The organism is Methylobacterium sp. Leaf88 (genome assembly GCF_001422795.1).
Classification (GTDB): Bacteria; Pseudomonadota; Alphaproteobacteria; order Rhizobiales; family Beijerinckiaceae; genus Methylobacterium.
Map to the genome: position 1 here is coordinate 103,876 of NZ_LMMK01000012.1, position 15,015 is coordinate 118,890.

The following is a 15,015-nucleotide window of genomic DNA, read 5'->3' on the forward strand; positions in this document are numbered from 1 at the left end:
CGTCCGATCCCGCCATGGGCCAGGCCCTAACTCACCAAGCCAATGGAAGTCTACGACTTATTGAGCCGATCGCATCGGATGTATACTACCGGTCGTCTCGGAGCCTGACGGCGCCATGCTTCCTCTCCCGGACCCGTGATCGACAAACTCGACCTTCTCCTCGCCCTGTCGCGGGAGCACCATTTCGGGCGCGCCGCGGACGCGTGCTGCGTGACGCAGCAGACGCTGTCGGCCGGTGTGAAGAGCCTGGAGAACCAACTCGGGACCCGGCTGGTGCAGCGCGGCTCCCGGTTTCAGGGATTCACGCCCGAGGGCGAACGGGTTCTGGCCTGGGCCCGGCGGATCGTCGCCGATGCGCGCGCGATGCGCGAGGATGTCGCGACCCTGCGCCGGGGACCGGCGGGACACCTGCGGATCGCCGCGATCCCGACCGTCCTTCCGATGATCTCCGCGCTGACCACCCCGTATCATCTCCGCTATCCGGACGTCCGCCTCAGCGTCCTGTCAGCGACGTCGGCGACCATCCTCGACCTGATCGAGAACCTCGTGGCGGATGCCGGTCTCACCTATCTCGACCATGAGCCGCTGAGCCGGGTCACGACGATCCCGCTCTTTAAGGAGCGCTACCAGCTTCTCACCGCGGCGGGCGGCCAGCACGACGGGCGCACCAGCATCACCTGGTCCGAAGTCAGCCGGACGCCGCTCTGCCTGCTGACGCCCGACATGCAGAACCGGCGCATCGTCGATCAGCAGCTTCGGGCCTCGGGGAGCGACCCTGCGCCGACCCTCGAGTCGAATTCGATGATCGTCCTGATGAGCCATGTGCGCACCCTGCACTGGTCGAGCATCATGCCGGCCGCGCTGGCCGACGCCCTCGGGCCGATGCCGGGTCTGCGGACGATCCCGATCGTCGAGCCGGAGATCGAGCACACGATCGGCCTCGTCGTGCCGCAACGCGAACCGGCGACGCCGATGGTCGCCGCGCTGGTGGGCATCGCGCGACATCTGGCGCGGACCCTGGATGGGCGGATCGGGAAGGCGGATGCGTCGCGGGCCTGCGCCGTCGACGTTCGTGAGAACAGTCTCCGATGACACGCGAGCGCACGGCGCCCGAATTCAGCGAGCCGGAAGACCCTGCTGCGGCGGAAACCGGCCTCTGCGTCCGGTGCGAGAAGTCGCGAAACTTCTCCCTCCTCTCGATCACTCGCAGGTGCTGAGTTCCCACCATGATCAAGTCCGGTCTGATCGCCCGCACGTGCGAGCAACACCCGCATCTCGGAGCCGCGGAGGTGGACGCCGTGGTGAACGCCATCCTGGCACGGATCGCCGAAGCCCTGGCTGCGGACGACCGGGTCGAATTGCGGGGGCTCGGCGTCTTCTCGGCCGTCGCCCGGGCGCCGCGCCCGGGGCGAAACCTGGCGTCCGGCGCGCCGGTCCTGGTGGGCGAGAAGCGCATCGTCTCGTTCCGGGCGAGCCGGACGATCGCGGCGCAGCTGCGTGGGTCCGCGGCACCGATTCCCCTGCGGACGAGAGGCCCGGTCGTGACCTTGTCGTTCCTGCCCTCCTGCAACGCCGAGCGATCCCGTGCGGCGTAGCGCCTGTCGTCCCGTCTGCGCCGCATCGGCGCTCTGCGGCCCGCACCGGCCCGGACATCCCGTCCGTAGGCGCCGGCTGCCGGACCCACTACACTGACGCGGACACCCGCTCGTCTGGGGATCGTTCTCCTGTGAACACGGCACCGTTTCCACGTCCGCATGGCGGTCTGCGCCGTGCGCGTCACGCCACCCTTCGCCTCGTTCCCTTGCTGGCGGGGCTCGGTCTCGGCGGCCCCCTCGACGCACGGCCCTTCACCGATGCCGCCGGCCGGACCGTCGCGGTGCCCGAGCGCCCCGCCCGAATCCTGGCGGCCGGCCCGCCGGCCTCCGTCCTGCTCTACACCCTGGCGCCGGACCGGATGGTCGGCTGGATCCGCAGCCCGACCCCGGAGGAGAAGCTCTTTCTCGCTCCCGCGACGCGCGACCTGCCCGTCACGGGGCGCCTGACCGGGCGCGGCGGGACCGCGAACGTCGAGGCGGTCCTCGGCCTCGCACCCGATCTCATCCTCGACGTCGGCAGCACCGCGCCGACCTACGTGTCCCTCGCCGATCGGGTCCAGGCCCAGACCGGGATTCCCTACGTGCTCCTCGACGGGCATTTCGAGAAGACCGCGGAGAGCTATCGGCGCCTCGGCGCCCTCCTCGGTCTGGAATCGGCGGCGGCGGACCTCGCGGGTGCGTCCGAGGCCGCGGTGGCGGATGTGGCCCGGGTGATCGCGACGGTGCCGGAGGAGCGACGCCCGCGCGTCTACTACGCCCGCGGGCCGAAGGGGCTCGAGACCGGCCTCGGCGGGTCGATCAACGTCGAGCTCCTCGGCGTGGTCGGAGCCCGGAACGTCGCGGCGGCCGGCCCCGGCGGGATCGCCACCGTCTCGCCGGAACAGGTGCTGGCCTGGGACCCGGACGTGATCCTCACCCAGGATGCCGGCTTCCGGCGTGGGATCGCGCAAGACCCGCTCTGGTCCGGCCTCCGGGCCGTCCGCGCGGGCCGGGTCTACCAGGTGCCGGCCCTGCCCTTCGGCTGGTTCGATGCACCGCCCGGGGCCAATCGCCTGATCGGCATCCGCTGGCTGGCGCAGGTGCTCTACCCGGACCTGTTCTCGACCGGCCTGGAGGCGGCGACGCGGGACTTCTACCGGCGCTTCTACCACGTGGATCTCGATGACGGGCAGGTGGCGGCGCTGCTCTCGGGCGCCGCGCCCGGTCCAAAGCCGTGACGCCGGAGACGGAGGCCCTCGCCCTGCCGGAGAAGGCGGAACGCCGGCGATGGGCGCGGATCTGGTCCGTCCTGGCGCCCATGCTGGGGCTCCTCGCCCTGGTGGTGCTGGCGCTGGCCACCGGGCGCTTCGCCGTTCCCCTCGGCGACGTGGTCGAGATCCTCGGGGCCCGGCTCGTCGGCCTGCCCGCGCGGGCCGATCCGGCAATGCAGACCGCCATCCTCCAGGTCCGCCTGCCCCGTGTTCTCGCCGCCCTGGTGGTGGGGGCGAGTCTCGCGGCGGCCGGGGCGACCTACCAGGGCCTGTTCCGGAACCCCCTGGTCTCGCCGGACATTCTCGGGGTTTCGGCGGGGGCGAGCCTCGGGGCGGTGCTCGGCATCTTCCTGTCCCTGCCCGTGGCGGCGATCCAGGGGCTCGCCTTCGCCGGCGGCCTCGGCGCGGTCGCCGCCGTCTACGCGGTCGGCGCGGCGGTGCGCGGTCAGGATCCGGTGCTGACGCTGGTCCTGGCCGGTGTCGCCATCGGGGCCGTGCTGGGCTCGGCCATCGCGCTCCTGAAGGTCCTGGCGGATCCCTACAACCAGTTGCCCGCCATCACCTACTGGCTCCTCGGCAGCCTCGCTTCCGTGACCTCAGGGGATGTCGTCGCGATCCTGCCGGCGATCGGCCTCGGTCTGGTGCCCCTGGTGCTCCTGCGCTGGCGCATGAACCTGATGAGCCTCGGCGAGGAGGAAGCCCGCGCCCTCGGGATCGAGACCCGGGTCCTGCGCCCGGTCCTGATCGCCGCCGCCACCCTGGTCACCGCCGCCTCGGTGTCGGTGACGGGGGTGATCGGTTGGATCGGCCTCCTGGTGCCGCACGTGGCCCGGCTGCTGGTGGGCCCGGATTTCCGCCGCCTGCTGCCGGCTTCCCTGGTTCTCGGCGCGGGCTACCTGCTCGCCGTCGACCTCGTGGCCCGCACCATCGCCCCCATCGAGGTGCCGCTCGGCATCCTGACCGCGCTCATCGGCGCGCCGTTCTTCCTCTGGCTCCTTGCCAGCGGCCGGCGGGGCTGGGCCTGATGCTCAGCGTCGAGGATCTCGCCTTCGGCTACGGGCGCCGTCGCATCGGCGCCGGCCTCGCCCTCACCGTGGAGCCCGGGGAGGTGCTGTGCCTGCTGGGCCCAAATGGCGGCGGCAAGACCACGCTGTTCAAGACGCTCCTGGGCCTCCTTCCACCCCTCGACGGCCGCATCCGCCTCGACGGGGAGGAGATCGGCCGCTGGTCCCGGCGCCGGCTGGCGGCGAGCCTCGGCTACGTCCCCCAGGCGCAGGGCGGGTTCTTTCCGTTCCGGGTGCGCGACGTCGTCCTGATGGGGCGCGCGAGCCGGCTCGGCGCCTTCGCGAGCCCCGGCCCGGCCGACCACGCCGTGGCCCAACGAGTTCTCGAAACCCTGGAGATCGGGCACCTCGCGGAACGGATCTACACCGAGATCAGCGGCGGCGAGCGCCAGATGGTGCTGATCGCCCGCGCGCTCGCCGGCGAACCCCGGATCGTCGTGATGGACGAGCCCACCGCCAGCCTCGATTTCGGCAACCAGGCCCGGGTGCTCGGCCAGATCCGTCGCCTGTCGCGATCGGGTATCGCGGTCGTCCTCTCGACGCACGACCCGGACCACGCCTTCCTGTGCGCCGACCGGGTGGCCCTGCTGCACGAGGGCCGACTCCTCGCCCTCGGGACTCCGGCCGCGACGATCACGCCCGAGACCCTGGCGCGGATCTACGGCGTCGCCGTGGCGGTGGTCGCACTGCCGGGCCATGGGCATGCCGTCTGCGCGCCGATCCTGCCGGATTAGGGAAGCGGCGCCCCGGGAACGGCAGTCCCTTGCCCGATGCCCCGCACGGTCTCGGGCGGGCGGTAGCCGGATGTCCGGCACGCGCGCTCGGCCAGGGCCTCCGCGAGGGCGTCGAAGGTCGCGTCGATCCGGGATTGGGCGGTCGCGAGGTAGTAGCGCTCCCAGCCCACGGAGAGAAAATCGAGTCCGAACCGGTCGGCCGCCGCCCGCGCACCGAGCCCGGCATCGGCCGCGCCGTAGGCAATCACGGCGGCGACCGCCTGATGCGTGAATTCCTCGGTGGCGTAGCCCCGGATCCGGTCGGCCGGAATGTCGTGCTGGGCGAGAAGCCGATCGAACCACACCCGGGTGCCCGACCCCTTCTGGCGATTGACGTACCGGGCATTTCCGGCGGCGAGGTCGTCCACGCCGCGGATGCCGAGGGGATTGCCGGCCGCGAGCATCAATCCCTGCTCGCGCTCGAACAGGATCCTGACCCGGAAACCGGGATCGGCCGCGAGGTCCGCGAAGGCGGGACCGGCCGTCGGCCAGTCGACGGCACCGCAGTGGAATCCGGCCGCATCGGCACGGGCCTCGGTCAGGCGCGCCACGGCATCCTCGCTGCCGGCGATCGCCAGGGCGAGCTTCGGCCAGGTCGCGGCGACGTCCATGATGAGCAGGTCGTGGCTGGCGACCAGCGTGACGGGGCGCACGGCCCCGGTCAGGACCGGCGCGAGGTGGGCACCGATGGCGCGTGCTTCCCGGGCCATCGGCGCCGCGAGACTGGCCGCGGCCGTTCCCAGGGACTCGCGCAGCAGCACACCCGTGGGCGTCAGCGCGCTGCCGTGCCCGCGCGTCTTCTGCACGAGCTGGTGCCCGAGGCCGGCTTCGAGGGCACGAAGACGCTCCCAGGCCGCCCGGTAGGAGAGGCCGAGCGCGGTCGCGATGCCCTGGACGGAGCCCGTCTCCGCGATCGCGTCGAGCACCGTGACGGCCTCGGCGACCGAGATACGGTGCGACCCGACGGTGATCGTGCCGCCCAGGGCGAGGTCGATGGCGAGAGGTGAATCATCGGATGCGTGCATCATATTGCGTCGGTCGTAACATCTTTCTACGTATTTGCGACGGGTGCCCGCGCTTAGGGCTGCCGCGGATGACGGGGTTCGATGGCATGAGGCGCGACCACGAAACTCCGACAAGTGCTGCCCGCGTGGCAGTCTCAGCCGCTCGCGAGCCGGCCCTTTGGCGCCGCGACGCCGTGTCCTCCAGATCGTAGACCTGATCTTGGCCCTCGCGCTCCGAGCGACGCGTGCCGTCGGACGGTCGCGCCCGGAGCGCGACGCCGCAAGACCGCTGCGCCTGCAATTCTCACCCTTGGAGATTCCACGCCTCGCGGCAGCCTATCGGATCGACGCGAAGGAGCGGGCGGCCCTCGCCGCCGGCGCGCGCATCCGGCACGGCGCCTGCACGCGTGAGAACCTCGCCCCGATCCTGACCTGGAAGGTCAGCGACCGTGGCCGGAGTCGTCAACAGAGGAACAGCGACGAGGAGGTCGCCGACGCCCTGCGGACGGCGCTGCTCGCCACGACCCCGCGGGTGGCCGTGTCGGTCCTCACCGGTCTCTCCGGCGTGGCCGTGCCCGTCGCGTCGGCGATCCTGGCCGCGATCCGTCCGGACCATTACGCCGTCATCGACCCTCGGGGCCTCAAGGCCCTCGGCTGCGGACCGCTCGAGATCGGTGCGAAGGCGTCTCTGCCGCTCGACCTCTACCTCCGCTACCTCGCGTTCTGCCGTGACCTCTCCGGAAGCTTCGGCGTCACCCTTCAGGATCTGGACCGCGCACTCTGGGAATGGGCGATGGCCGCCGACCTGCGACCCGGGCTTCCACCCGGTCTCCTCCGCAGCCGTGAGGACATCCACGCGCCGCGCTGAGCCGGAGGCAGGACGACGTCCGGGTCGGACCCGCAGCCGGGATCGAGAACGGCGATCGCTCGATTTGGACCGGGCCTGTCTCCCCCGAAGCCTCCGCGAGACCGCGAACCGGAGGAATCCGGCTTCCGCGGGCGGTTCGGGTTCTGGGACGACCGCCATCCCGCGTGAGACCGGCGGGATCGGCGCCTGACGCCGCCTCGGCGGCGCGTTCACGGAGCGTTGAAGGGGACCAACCCGGAACGGAGACCGGATCGGTCCGTTCATCTGCAAACCGATCCCGACCGGAGTTCCTGACCTTGCAAGCCCCCGTTCGCTACAGTCCCGATGTCGAGACGGTGACGTCCGATGAGAACGAGACCATCGCGCAGCTCAACCAGACCTTCGACAAGATCCTGCAGACCGTGGCCGAGGATTCCGGACATGCGGTGCGTTCGGTGCATGCCAAGTCGCACGGCATCCTGGAGGGCGAGCTCCGCATCGATGACGCCCTGCCCGCAGAACTCGCCCAGGGCCTGTTCGCCCGCCCCGGGACGCACAAGGTCTTCATGCGCCTGTCCACCAACGCGGGCGATATCCTCCCCGACGCCGTTTCGCTGCCGCGGGGTCTCGCGCTGAAGGTGCTCGACGTCGAGGGCGAGCGCCTGGTGGGCGCCGACGGCGCCACCCAGAACTTCATCATGGTCAACGGCAAGGTCTTCCAGGCCCCGAGCGCCCAGAAGTTCCTCGGCAGCCTGAAGCTGTTGGCCGGCACCACCGACCGGGCCGAGGGCCTGAAGGTCGCGGCCTCGACGGTGCTGCGGGGCGTCAACAAGGCGCTTCAGGCCGTGGGCGTCGAGAGCACGACGCTGGCGTCCCTCGGCGGCGCACCCAACGTCGACCCGCTCGGCGAGACCTACTACAGCGTCACCCCGTTCCGGTACGGCGACTACATCGCCAAGTTCTCGGTCGCTCCGGTTGCCCCGGCGCTCACCGCGCTGACCGGGAACAAGATCGACGCGTCCGGTCGTCCCAATGCGATCCGCGAGACGGTGCAGTCCGAGATGCGCGGCATCGAGGGCGTCTGGGAGTTCCGCGTCCAGCTCTGCCGCGACCTCGCGCGCCAGCCCGTCGAGGATCCGACGGTGGAGTGGGACGAGGTGGAAGCTCCGTTCCAGCGCGTCGGGCTGATCACCGTCCGGCCGCAGGACAGCTGGGATCCGTCGCGCGTCCAGGCGGTCGACGAAGGGATGCGCTTCAGCATCTGGACGGGCCTCGCCGCCCATCAGCCCCTTGGCAACATCAATCGTGCCCGCAACGCCCCCTACAAGCACTCGGCCGAGTTTCGCCAGCGCTTCAATGGATGTCCCATTCATGAGCCCGGCGCCGGGCACTGAGGCTTGGCCGGTGCCTTCCCAAGCCGCCTCCTCCCGCTCCTCGCTGCAAGGACATCCATGAGCCCGCTCGCACGAACCCTCGCCGCCGCACTCCTGGTGATCCCCGTTGCGGGCACGGCCGTCGCGGCAGCGGGCGACCACGCGGAGCATGGCAGCGTCACCGTTCCGGACGCGGCCAGCGTGGTCTACGAGGCCGGTCCGGCGAACCTGCCCAAGGGCACGCAGATCAGCCGGGTGGCGGGTGATCCGGCCAAGCCCGGGCCCTTCGTGCTTCGCATCAAGTTTCCCGCCGAGACCGTGATCGCCCCGCACACGCATGCCCAGGCCGAAACGCTGACCATCCTGGCCGGCTCCATCTACCATCAGCACGGTGCGACGCTGGACAAGAGCGCTGGCAAATCGCTGCGCGCCGGCGGCTTCGTCTACCTGCCGCAGGACATGCCGCACGCCCTCTGGACCACGAGCGAGCCCGTGGAACTGCAGGTCAACGGGACTGGCCCCTTCGGTCTGAACTACATCGACCCGGCCGACGATCCGAGCCGCACCGCCCAGGGTCCCCGCTGAGGTTGGATTCAAACGTCCTGCCGTCGACCCTGTCCGCGCACGCCAACGAGATCCGCCCTACCGGAGTGACCCCGTGATCTATCCTGCCCTCACGGCTTTCTACGCGGCCGCGTTCGCCCTTCTCTATGTCGGCCTCTCGTCCTGGGTCGTTGCGGGCCGCCTGGCGGCGGACGTCCTGCATGGGGACGGTGGGAATCCGAACCTGGAGAAGCGCATCCGCGCGCAGGGCAATTTCGGGGAGTACGTGCCGCTGGCGCTGATCCTCGTCGCTCTGCTGGAAGCGGGCGGGGGGAGCCCGACCCTGGTCCGCAGCCTCCTGATCGCTTTGCTGGTGGCGCGGGTGCTGCACCCGTTCGGGATGTTCGCCCCGAAGAATTCGCCACGCCAATTCGCCTGCCGCGGGGGCGGGATCCTCGCGACCTTCGCGGTCATAGCCGTGGCGGCCGTCGCCCTCCTGTTCCGGGTCGGCTGAGGCGCGCGGCGGCGGATCAGATCTCGATACAGATCTTGCCGAAGTGCCGGTTGCTTTCCTGGTGCCGGAACGCCGCGACAAGATCCGCCAGGGGATAGCGGCGGTCGACGATCGGACGCAGCCCGCAGGCCTCGATGCCCCGGACCATCTCGATCTGCTGGCGTCGACTGCCGACGAGCACGCCCTGGAGGCGGATCTGCCGAAGCAGAGCCGGCACCAGGGGGAGTGGGCCGGCGACACCGGTCAGGATGCCGATCACCGAGATGTGCCCGCCCACCCGCACGGCGGCCATCGACTGCTCCAGGGTCGCCGGACCCCCGACGTCGAGGACGTGGTCGACTCCGCGCCCGTCGGTCAGGCGTCGGGCCGTTTCACCCCAGCTGGTGTCGGACCGGTAATTCAGGACGTGGTCCGCCCCCAGGGCGCGCAGGCGCTCGAGCTTCTCCGCGCTCGACGAGGTGGCGACCACGGTGGCGCCGGCGGCCTTGGCGAATTGCAGGGCGAAGAGCGAGACGCCTCCGGTGCCTTGAACCAGGACGACGTCGCCGCTCTTCAGGCCCGCATCCCCGTGCAGGGCCCGCCAGGCCGTGAGCGCGGCCGTCGTCAGGGTCGCCGCCTCGGCATGGTCCCATCCCCGCGGCGCGTGGGTGAACGCCATCGCGGAGGCCGTGACGCGCTCGCGGGCATACCCGTCGATACCGTCGCCCGGCACGGTCGCGAATCCCTCGACCTGGGGGCTGCCTTCCGTCCAGGTCGGAAAGAAGGTGCTGACCACGCGGTCGCCGACCACGAAGGCGTCGACCCCCGGACCCACGGCTTCGACCTCACCGGCCCCATCCGACATCGGCACGCGCGGTTCGCTCGGGCCCCACATGCCGCTCACCACGGCGTAGTCGTGATAGTTGAGAGAACTCGCCCGCAGGCGGACGGTGATCTCGCCGGGGCCGGGTTCCGGAACCGGTCGCTCGCCGAAGCCGACGGCGTCGAAGCCGCCACCGGGTTGAACGATCACCGCGCGGGAGGCCGATACACGCATTCTGAACCTGTTCGTCTCGCCGGCGCGACGCACCGGCCCTGCAGGGGGCGGGATCCACGCAAGGGTGGAGGTCCCGGGCCGGAATCCGATGGTGGCAGCGGGCTCGGCCCCTGTCGAGACCATGTCTTCGTGACGCGATGGTGATGGGCCGGCCGGGTCCGGATCGCGTAGCAATCCCGGCATTGTCGACCGTCGTCGTTCGCGCTTAAGAACGACTCCAAGCCCAGCCGGTCGACGCGTCCAGCGTCGACGCTCCCCTGAGGATCGTCATGCGTTCATCGAGCATCAAGTACACCCTCGCGGCCGGTGTCGCCTTTGCTGTCGTCACGGTAACGCCGGTCTTCGCCGAGGAGGCGACGACCGCCGAGCAGACCATCAACGTCATGAACAAGCTGTTCGGGTCGCATCCGGGCAAGCGCGCCAACCATGCCAAGGGCGTGGTGGCGGAAGGCAGCTTCACCCCTTCGGCCGAGGCCGCGCGGATCAGCAAGGCGTCGCTGTTCCAGGGGCCGCCCGTCCCGGTGACGATCCGGTTCTCGGATGCGACCGGCGTGCCGACGATCCCCGACGGCTCGAAGAACGCCAATCCGCACGGGATGTCGCTGAAGTTCAAGCTCGTGGACGGCTCGGAGATGGACGTCGTCCTGAACGCGCTCAAGTACTTCCCGGTCGCGACCGGCGAGGCGTTCCGCGACCTGCTCCAGGCCGTCGCCGACAGCGGCCCGGACGCGGCGCACCCGACCGCGCTCGAGCGGTTCACCGCCGCCCATCCGGCCGCAGCCACGGCCGGCGGCACGGCCAAGACCCCGTCGAGCCTGGCGCGACAGACCTATAACGGCGTGAACGCCTTCGTCTTCGTCGACAAGGACGGCAAGCGCCAACCGTTCCGCTTCCGCTTCGTGCCGGTTCAGGGCGAGGACATCCTCTCGCCCGAGGACGCGGCCAAGCGCGAACCGGATTACCTGATGGCGGAGATCGGTCCTCGCATCGCGAAGGAGCCGGCGCGCTTCACCGTTCAGGCGCAGCTCGCCGCGCCGGGCGACCCGACCAACGACGCCACCAAGCCCTGGCCCGAGGACCGGAGAATCGTCGACCTGGGCGTCCTCACCGTCTCCAAGGTCGTGCCCGACAGCGCCGAGGCCGAGAAGGCGCTGCTGTTCATGCCGAACGCGCTCACGGACGGCGTCGAGGTCTCGGACGATCCCCTGATCGACGCGCGGGTCCAGGCCTACGCCGTCTCGTTCGGACGCCGGAGCCAGTAGGCTCGTTCGCTGCCGGATCCCCGCTATCGGGTGGTTCCGGCGGCCGGCGCCCCCGGGGCGCCGGGGCGCGACGACGGGGGCTCCTTGTCCGAGGCTGCATCTGGGCCGGCCCGGTGGCTGCCCTCCTCGATCGCCCCGGAGCCGGTCAGCCCGCCGGCTCCGACGCTCGTCGTCCCGGAGCCCGCCGGGGCGTCCGATCCCGACCGGGGCCTTTCACCGGCCGTGCCCGAACCGTCCGCGGCCGCCGCGGAGCCCGCGAGGCCGATCAGGATCGCGCCTGCGATGAGGGGGGCGTGCCTGGGCATGACTTCGAAGCCTCCGTCGTCCGTCGGACCGTTCCGACCTGTCCGATCCGAGAAGCGCAGCGCCTCCCCGGGTGTTCCCGGGATTCCTCGGGAAGACATGACCGGCCCCGCGCCGGGGTCCCGTCCGGCAGGCTGCTCGACATCGTCGGACCTTCCGCGGATGCCGGAGACATCGGGTGCCGCGATTGTGAGGCGGGCCCGGCGTCACGGCCGGAAACCCGGACCGAGTGCCGAGGTTCGCTTGGACACGCACCCCGATAGGACTTCGGTATGGCCGAGACCCGCCCACCCCTGCGCTACAGCGACAGCATCGAAGTGAGGGCGCCTGACGAGGACGCGACGATCGCCAAGATCATCGCGGCGATGACTCACGCGAGCGAGAAGGTCCAGGCGCGCGAACACCGTGCGGTCCGGGCATCCCATGCCAAGGCGTCGGCCTTCCTGAAGGGCACGCTGCAGGTGCGCGACGATCTCCCACCGGAGTTGCGTCAGGGCGTCTTCGCGAAACCGGGCGGCTACGAAGTTGCCGTTCGTCTCGCCCAGGGGCCGGGCGAACACCTGCCGGACAAGGTGCACACCCACCGCGGCATGGCGATCAAGGTGTTCGGTGTAGAGGGCGAGACACTGCCGCACCATGACGCCGACACGCAGGATTTCGTCCTCGCCACGGGGCCGGTCTTCCCCAACGGCACGGCCGCGAGCTTTCTCGGTGCCATGAAGGGATTGGAGGCCGGCGCGGGTGGAAGTGTACCCGACGGGATGAAGGCGGCCGTGTCGGCGACGGCAGGCGCCCTCAACAGTATGGTGAAGGCCGTGACCGGCGGCGACAGTCCCCTCCTGGATTTCTTCGGCCACTCGGCCCGCCATCCGCTGACCGACTGCTACTACTCGCAGGCCGCCCTGCGCTACGGCGACTACATCGCCAAGATCGTCGCCGTACCGGTTTCGTCCGGGCAGGACGGCTTGAGCTGGGACCCGTTGGATACGCGCAATCCGGACGTCTTCCGGGACGCCACCGTGGCGTATTTCCATGAGCAGGAGGCCGCCTTCGAGATCCGGGTTCAGCTCTGTACGGACCTCGCGACGATGCCGGTGGAGGATGCCTCCGTGCCGTGGCCGGAGGCGGAGAGCCCGTATCGGCCGGTGGCCCGCCTCGTGCTCCCCAGGCAGGAGGCCATGGGTGCGGCGCGCAGGACCTTCATGAACGACGTGATGTCGTTTCGCCCCGGACACAGTCTGGCGGCGCACCGCCCGCTGGGCTCACTGATGCGGGCCCGCCTGCGGACCTATCCCGCTCTCTACGCTTTCCGGCAGCGACAGAACGGCAATCCGCAGCGCGAGCCAAGGCGCGCAGCCGAGATCCCGGACTGAGGTTTGCGTTCGGGCCGCCGGCCGGCGGCCCGCCTCGTGGTGCGGGCGCAGGCCTTCCCCGCCCGAAATCCGATCGTTCGACGCGCGACGACGGTCTTCGGCAGCGTGGAGGCCCGGACGCTGCCGCCCTGGGTGATGCCGGGGGGTGAGTTTTGCCATCTCGCCTCCCCAGAGCGGAACCGCCCCGCCCAGCCCCAGCCCGCCGTGATGCCGACCCCCCGCTCGCCATCCGGCTCCCCGGTGATCGGCGCGGAGACGAGGTCGGTCTCATCGGATTTCATCTCGGCGCTTCCGGACGCCGCCGTTGGCCGAACGGAACGCGCGGATCGGCTCTGTGGTCGGTTCTTCTCAGACGTCTTGCCGCCTCCGAACCGTGCCAGCGTACGGCGTGCGCCCACGCCGGTCGGGAAAGCGGTCGGACTGCACGGATCCCCGCCCGGGGGCGCGGCTTCGTCACAGGAACAGCCCCCCGCCTATGCAGGTTGACGCGTCAGACTCAACCCTCGGGGTTTTCCCATGAAGATGTCCGCTCCCCTGTTGAGCGCGGGTGCGCTCGCGATCGTGATGACGTCATCCGTGCAGGCGCAGGGGGTGCTGGCCCCGCACGACCGTCGCGGCGTCATTATCCAGAACCAGCCCAACACCACCGGCAACAGCCGCGATCTGGTCATCTCGTACGGGGCCACGGGCGCCGATACCGTGACCACGAACTCGGCCGCGGGGGGCAATGCGAGCCGGCCGGAGCAAGCCTTCCCCAACGGCAGCGCCAATGGGGGACCGGGCGGCCGCTGAGGTCCATGGCAGGCAGAGACCCCGTCCAGCCGCCGCTGCAGCGGGGTGTTCGGTCGCCGATCGGCGGGCGACCTACGCGATTCCGACACCCGACCGGCAGCGTCGGCCGTTGTCGGAGCCGGGGCGCCCTGGCATGATGCGGCATGCCGCAAACGTCCTACCCCCGCTGGTCGCCCGCCGAACTCGTCGATGAATTGCGCGAGGCGGCCGAGGAGATCGCCCCGGAACTGAACGGGATCAGGGCCGAGGAGACCCTGGAGGGTGAATCGGCCCAGATGATTGAAGAGATGGCGGAAGCCCTGAAGCGGATCGCGAGCGGAGCGCCGCGTCCTCAGGACATCGCACGCGCGGCCCTGGCCGCGCAGACGCCCCGCAAGCCGATCGGGCGACCGCAGCCGGCGCCCCGCAAGCCGGTGAAACCGCGACGCTGAAGCCCGGCTTCCGGGTCTCTACAACGCTTTAGCTTGCGTCCGCCCCACAGCAAAAAAACCATGTCTGCCTTAAGGTTACCGGATAGGTGGCCATCGTCGCCGGCGCGTCCGGACTGGTGGGGGGTGGTGTAACCTGTTAGGTGACGATCAGGTTGGAATGCGGATTGCGGCGGGTCGGCCGGCTCGATGCGCTTAGCTCCCGACGAGGCGAACGCGAGAATGTCCGAGTCTGCCGACGCTTTGATCCACCCGATCATCCTCTGCGGCGGTTCGGGCACGCGCCTGTGGCCGGCCTCGCGGGAGAGCATGCCCAAGCAGTTCACGCCGCTGGTAGACCCCAAGACCTCGACCTTCCAGGCCACCGCCCAGCGCCTGGGCGATACCGGCGTGTTCGCGCGCCCCACCGTGCTCACCAGCAGCGACGCCCGCTTCATCGTCGCCGAGCAACTGCAGCAGGCGGGCATCCAGGCCGACATCATCCTCGAGCCCGAACGGCGCGACTCCGCCGCGGCGGTGGCGGTCGCTACTCTGCACGCAGCCCGGCGCGACCCCGAGAGCGTCGTGCTGATCATGGCCGCCGACCACGTCATCGGCGATACCCCCGCCTTCGTGGCCGCCGCCCGGGCCTCCGCCGCCGGCGCCCGGGCCGGGGCGATCATGACCCTCGGGATCACCCCGACCGCCCCCGCCACCGGCTACGGCTACATCCGCGTCGGCGCAGCCCTTTCGGGCGGAGCGGGCAACCACGCGGTCGAGCGCTTCGTGGAGAAGCCCGATCACGCCGGCGCCCTGCGGCTGATCGAGGAGGGCGCCCTCTGGAACTCGGGCTACTTCCTGTTCCGCGCCGACGTGATG

16 protein-coding genes and 1 pseudogene are annotated in these 15,015 nt (G+C 70.6%); 14 read left to right on the forward strand and 3 right to left on the reverse strand.

What is annotated here, in order from left to right; genetic code table 11:
• Positions 1-135 precede the first annotated feature (135 nt).
• The 5 genes from ASF20_RS06820 to ASF20_RS06840 all read left to right on the forward strand — a co-directional run bounded on the left by ASF20_RS06820 (position 136) and on the right by ASF20_RS06840 (position 4,643).
• Complete coding sequence (locus tag ASF20_RS06820) at positions 136-1,092, forward strand: LysR family transcriptional regulator (RefSeq protein WP_056272360.1); 957 nt, start codon at positions 136-138, stop codon at positions 1,090-1,092.
• A gap of 134 nt (positions 1,093-1,226) precedes the next feature.
• Positions 1,227-1,595, forward strand: a complete 369-nt coding sequence (locus ASF20_RS06825) for an HU family DNA-binding protein (protein WP_056272363.1) — start codon at positions 1,227-1,229, stop codon at positions 1,593-1,595.
• Between the two features lie 206 nt (positions 1,596-1,801).
• The gene (locus ASF20_RS06830) at positions 1,802-2,812 is read left to right on the forward strand and encodes an iron ABC transporter substrate-binding protein (RefSeq protein ID WP_156648012.1); all 1,011 of its coding nucleotides are present in this window, start codon (positions 1,802-1,804) and stop codon (positions 2,810-2,812) included.
• 80 nt (positions 2,813-2,892) lie between these two features.
• Positions 2,893-3,870, forward strand: a complete 978-nt coding sequence (locus ASF20_RS06835; RefSeq protein WP_082501267.1) for an iron ABC transporter permease — start codon at positions 2,893-2,895, stop codon at positions 3,868-3,870.
• Positions 3,867-4,643: an ABC transporter ATP-binding protein gene (locus tag ASF20_RS06840; protein WP_056273627.1), complete on the forward strand. Its 777-nt coding sequence runs from the start codon at positions 3,867-3,869 to the stop codon at positions 4,641-4,643. The genes ASF20_RS06835 and ASF20_RS06840 overlap by 4 nt, the downstream gene beginning before the upstream one ends.
• Here ASF20_RS06840 and ASF20_RS06845 read toward each other — a convergent pair.
• Positions 4,640-5,710, reverse strand: coding sequence for a substrate-binding domain-containing protein (locus ASF20_RS06845; RefSeq protein ID WP_056272366.1), 1,071 nt, complete (start codon positions 5,708-5,710; stop codon positions 4,640-4,642). The genes ASF20_RS06840 and ASF20_RS06845 overlap by 4 nt on opposite strands.
• A 196-nt stretch (positions 5,711-5,906) precedes the next feature.
• On the opposite strand from ASF20_RS06845, the gene ASF20_RS06850 reads away from it, so the two are divergent.
• From ASF20_RS06850 to ASF20_RS06865, 4 genes are all read left to right on the forward strand, one after another.
• The gene (locus ASF20_RS06850) at positions 5,907-6,554 is read left to right on the forward strand and encodes a hypothetical protein (RefSeq protein ID WP_156647987.1); all 648 of its coding nucleotides are present in this window, start codon (positions 5,907-5,909) and stop codon (positions 6,552-6,554) included.
• A gap of 296 nt (positions 6,555-6,850) precedes the next feature.
• Positions 6,851-7,927, forward strand: coding sequence for a catalase family protein (locus tag ASF20_RS06855; protein ID WP_056272371.1), 1,077 nt, complete (start codon positions 6,851-6,853; stop codon positions 7,925-7,927).
• A 57-nt stretch (positions 7,928-7,984) separates the two neighbouring features.
• Entirely contained in the window at positions 7,985-8,491 is a 507-nt protein-coding gene (locus ASF20_RS06860) for a cupin domain-containing protein (protein ID WP_056272372.1), read from the forward strand.
• Positions 8,492-8,564: 73 nt separating this feature from the next.
• Positions 8,565-8,963: an MAPEG family protein gene (locus ASF20_RS06865; RefSeq protein WP_056272375.1), complete on the forward strand. Its 399-nt coding sequence runs from the start codon at positions 8,565-8,567 to the stop codon at positions 8,961-8,963.
• A 16-nt stretch (positions 8,964-8,979) separates the two neighbouring features.
• Here the strand turns inward: ASF20_RS06865 and ASF20_RS06870 are convergent, their stop codons facing one another.
• Positions 8,980-9,999: an NAD(P)-dependent alcohol dehydrogenase gene (locus ASF20_RS06870; protein WP_056212873.1), complete on the reverse strand. Its 1,020-nt coding sequence runs from the start codon at positions 9,997-9,999 to the stop codon at positions 8,980-8,982.
• Positions 10,000-10,268: 269 nt separating this feature from the next.
• Here ASF20_RS06870 and ASF20_RS06875 point away from each other — a divergent pair, with 269 nt between their 5' ends.
• Both ASF20_RS06875 and ASF20_RS06885 read left to right on the forward strand, forming a co-directional pair.
• On the forward strand, positions 10,269-11,261 hold the full coding sequence (locus tag ASF20_RS06875) for a catalase family peroxidase (protein WP_056272377.1): 993 nt from the start codon (positions 10,269-10,271) through the stop codon (positions 11,259-11,261).
• 575 nt (positions 11,262-11,836) lie between these two features.
• Positions 11,837-12,937, forward strand: coding sequence for a catalase family protein (locus ASF20_RS06885; protein ID WP_056272383.1), 1,101 nt, complete (start codon positions 11,837-11,839; stop codon positions 12,935-12,937).
• An 80-nt stretch (positions 12,938-13,017) separates the two neighbouring features.
• Here ASF20_RS06885 and ASF20_RS24865 read toward each other — a convergent pair.
• Positions 13,018-13,203, reverse strand: a pseudogene (locus ASF20_RS24865) (PQQ-dependent dehydrogenase, methanol/ethanol family); the annotation flags it as partial.
• A gap of 298 nt (positions 13,204-13,501) precedes the next feature.
• Between ASF20_RS24865 and ASF20_RS06890 the strand changes: the two are divergent.
• From ASF20_RS06890 to ASF20_RS24870, 3 genes are all read left to right on the forward strand, one after another.
• Positions 13,502-13,729, forward strand: a complete 228-nt coding sequence (locus tag ASF20_RS06890; RefSeq protein ID WP_156394074.1) for a hypothetical protein — start codon at positions 13,502-13,504, stop codon at positions 13,727-13,729.
• Positions 13,730-13,872: 143 nt separating this feature from the next.
• Positions 13,873-14,160 (forward strand): hypothetical protein, encoded by a 288-nt coding sequence (locus tag ASF20_RS06895; protein WP_056272387.1) that lies wholly within the window; start codon positions 13,873-13,875, stop codon positions 14,158-14,160.
• A 219-nt stretch (positions 14,161-14,379) separates the two neighbouring features.
• On the forward strand, positions 14,380-15,015 hold a 636-nt coding region (locus ASF20_RS24870), incomplete at its 3' end, for a sugar phosphate nucleotidyltransferase (RefSeq protein WP_244476348.1).

Coding starts and splice junctions, on each gene's coding strand:
- ASF20_RS06890 (WP_156394074.1), top strand. CDS start 13,502: ATGACGTCATCCGTGCAGGCGCAGGGGGTGCTGGCCCCGCACGACCGT.
- ASF20_RS06860 (WP_056272372.1), top strand. CDS start 7,985: ATGAGCCCGCTCGCACGAACCCTCGCCGCCGCACTCCTGGTGATCCCC.
- ASF20_RS06845 (WP_056272366.1), bottom strand. CDS start 5,710: ATGATGCACGCATCCGATGATTCACCTCTCGCCATCGACCTCGCCCTG.
- ASF20_RS06870 (WP_056212873.1), bottom strand. CDS start 9,999: ATGCGTGTATCGGCCTCCCGCGCGGTGATCGTTCAACCCGGTGGCGGC.
- ASF20_RS06875 (WP_056272377.1), top strand. CDS start 10,269: ATGCGTTCATCGAGCATCAAGTACACCCTCGCGGCCGGTGTCGCCTTT.
- ASF20_RS06835 (WP_082501267.1), top strand. CDS start 2,893: ATGCTGGGGCTCCTCGCCCTGGTGGTGCTGGCGCTGGCCACCGGGCGC.
- ASF20_RS06895 (WP_056272387.1), top strand. CDS start 13,873: ATGCCGCAAACGTCCTACCCCCGCTGGTCGCCCGCCGAACTCGTCGAT.
- ASF20_RS06885 (WP_056272383.1), top strand. CDS start 11,837: ATGGCCGAGACCCGCCCACCCCTGCGCTACAGCGACAGCATCGAAGTG.
- ASF20_RS06825 (WP_056272363.1), top strand. CDS start 1,227: ATGATCAAGTCCGGTCTGATCGCCCGCACGTGCGAGCAACACCCGCAT.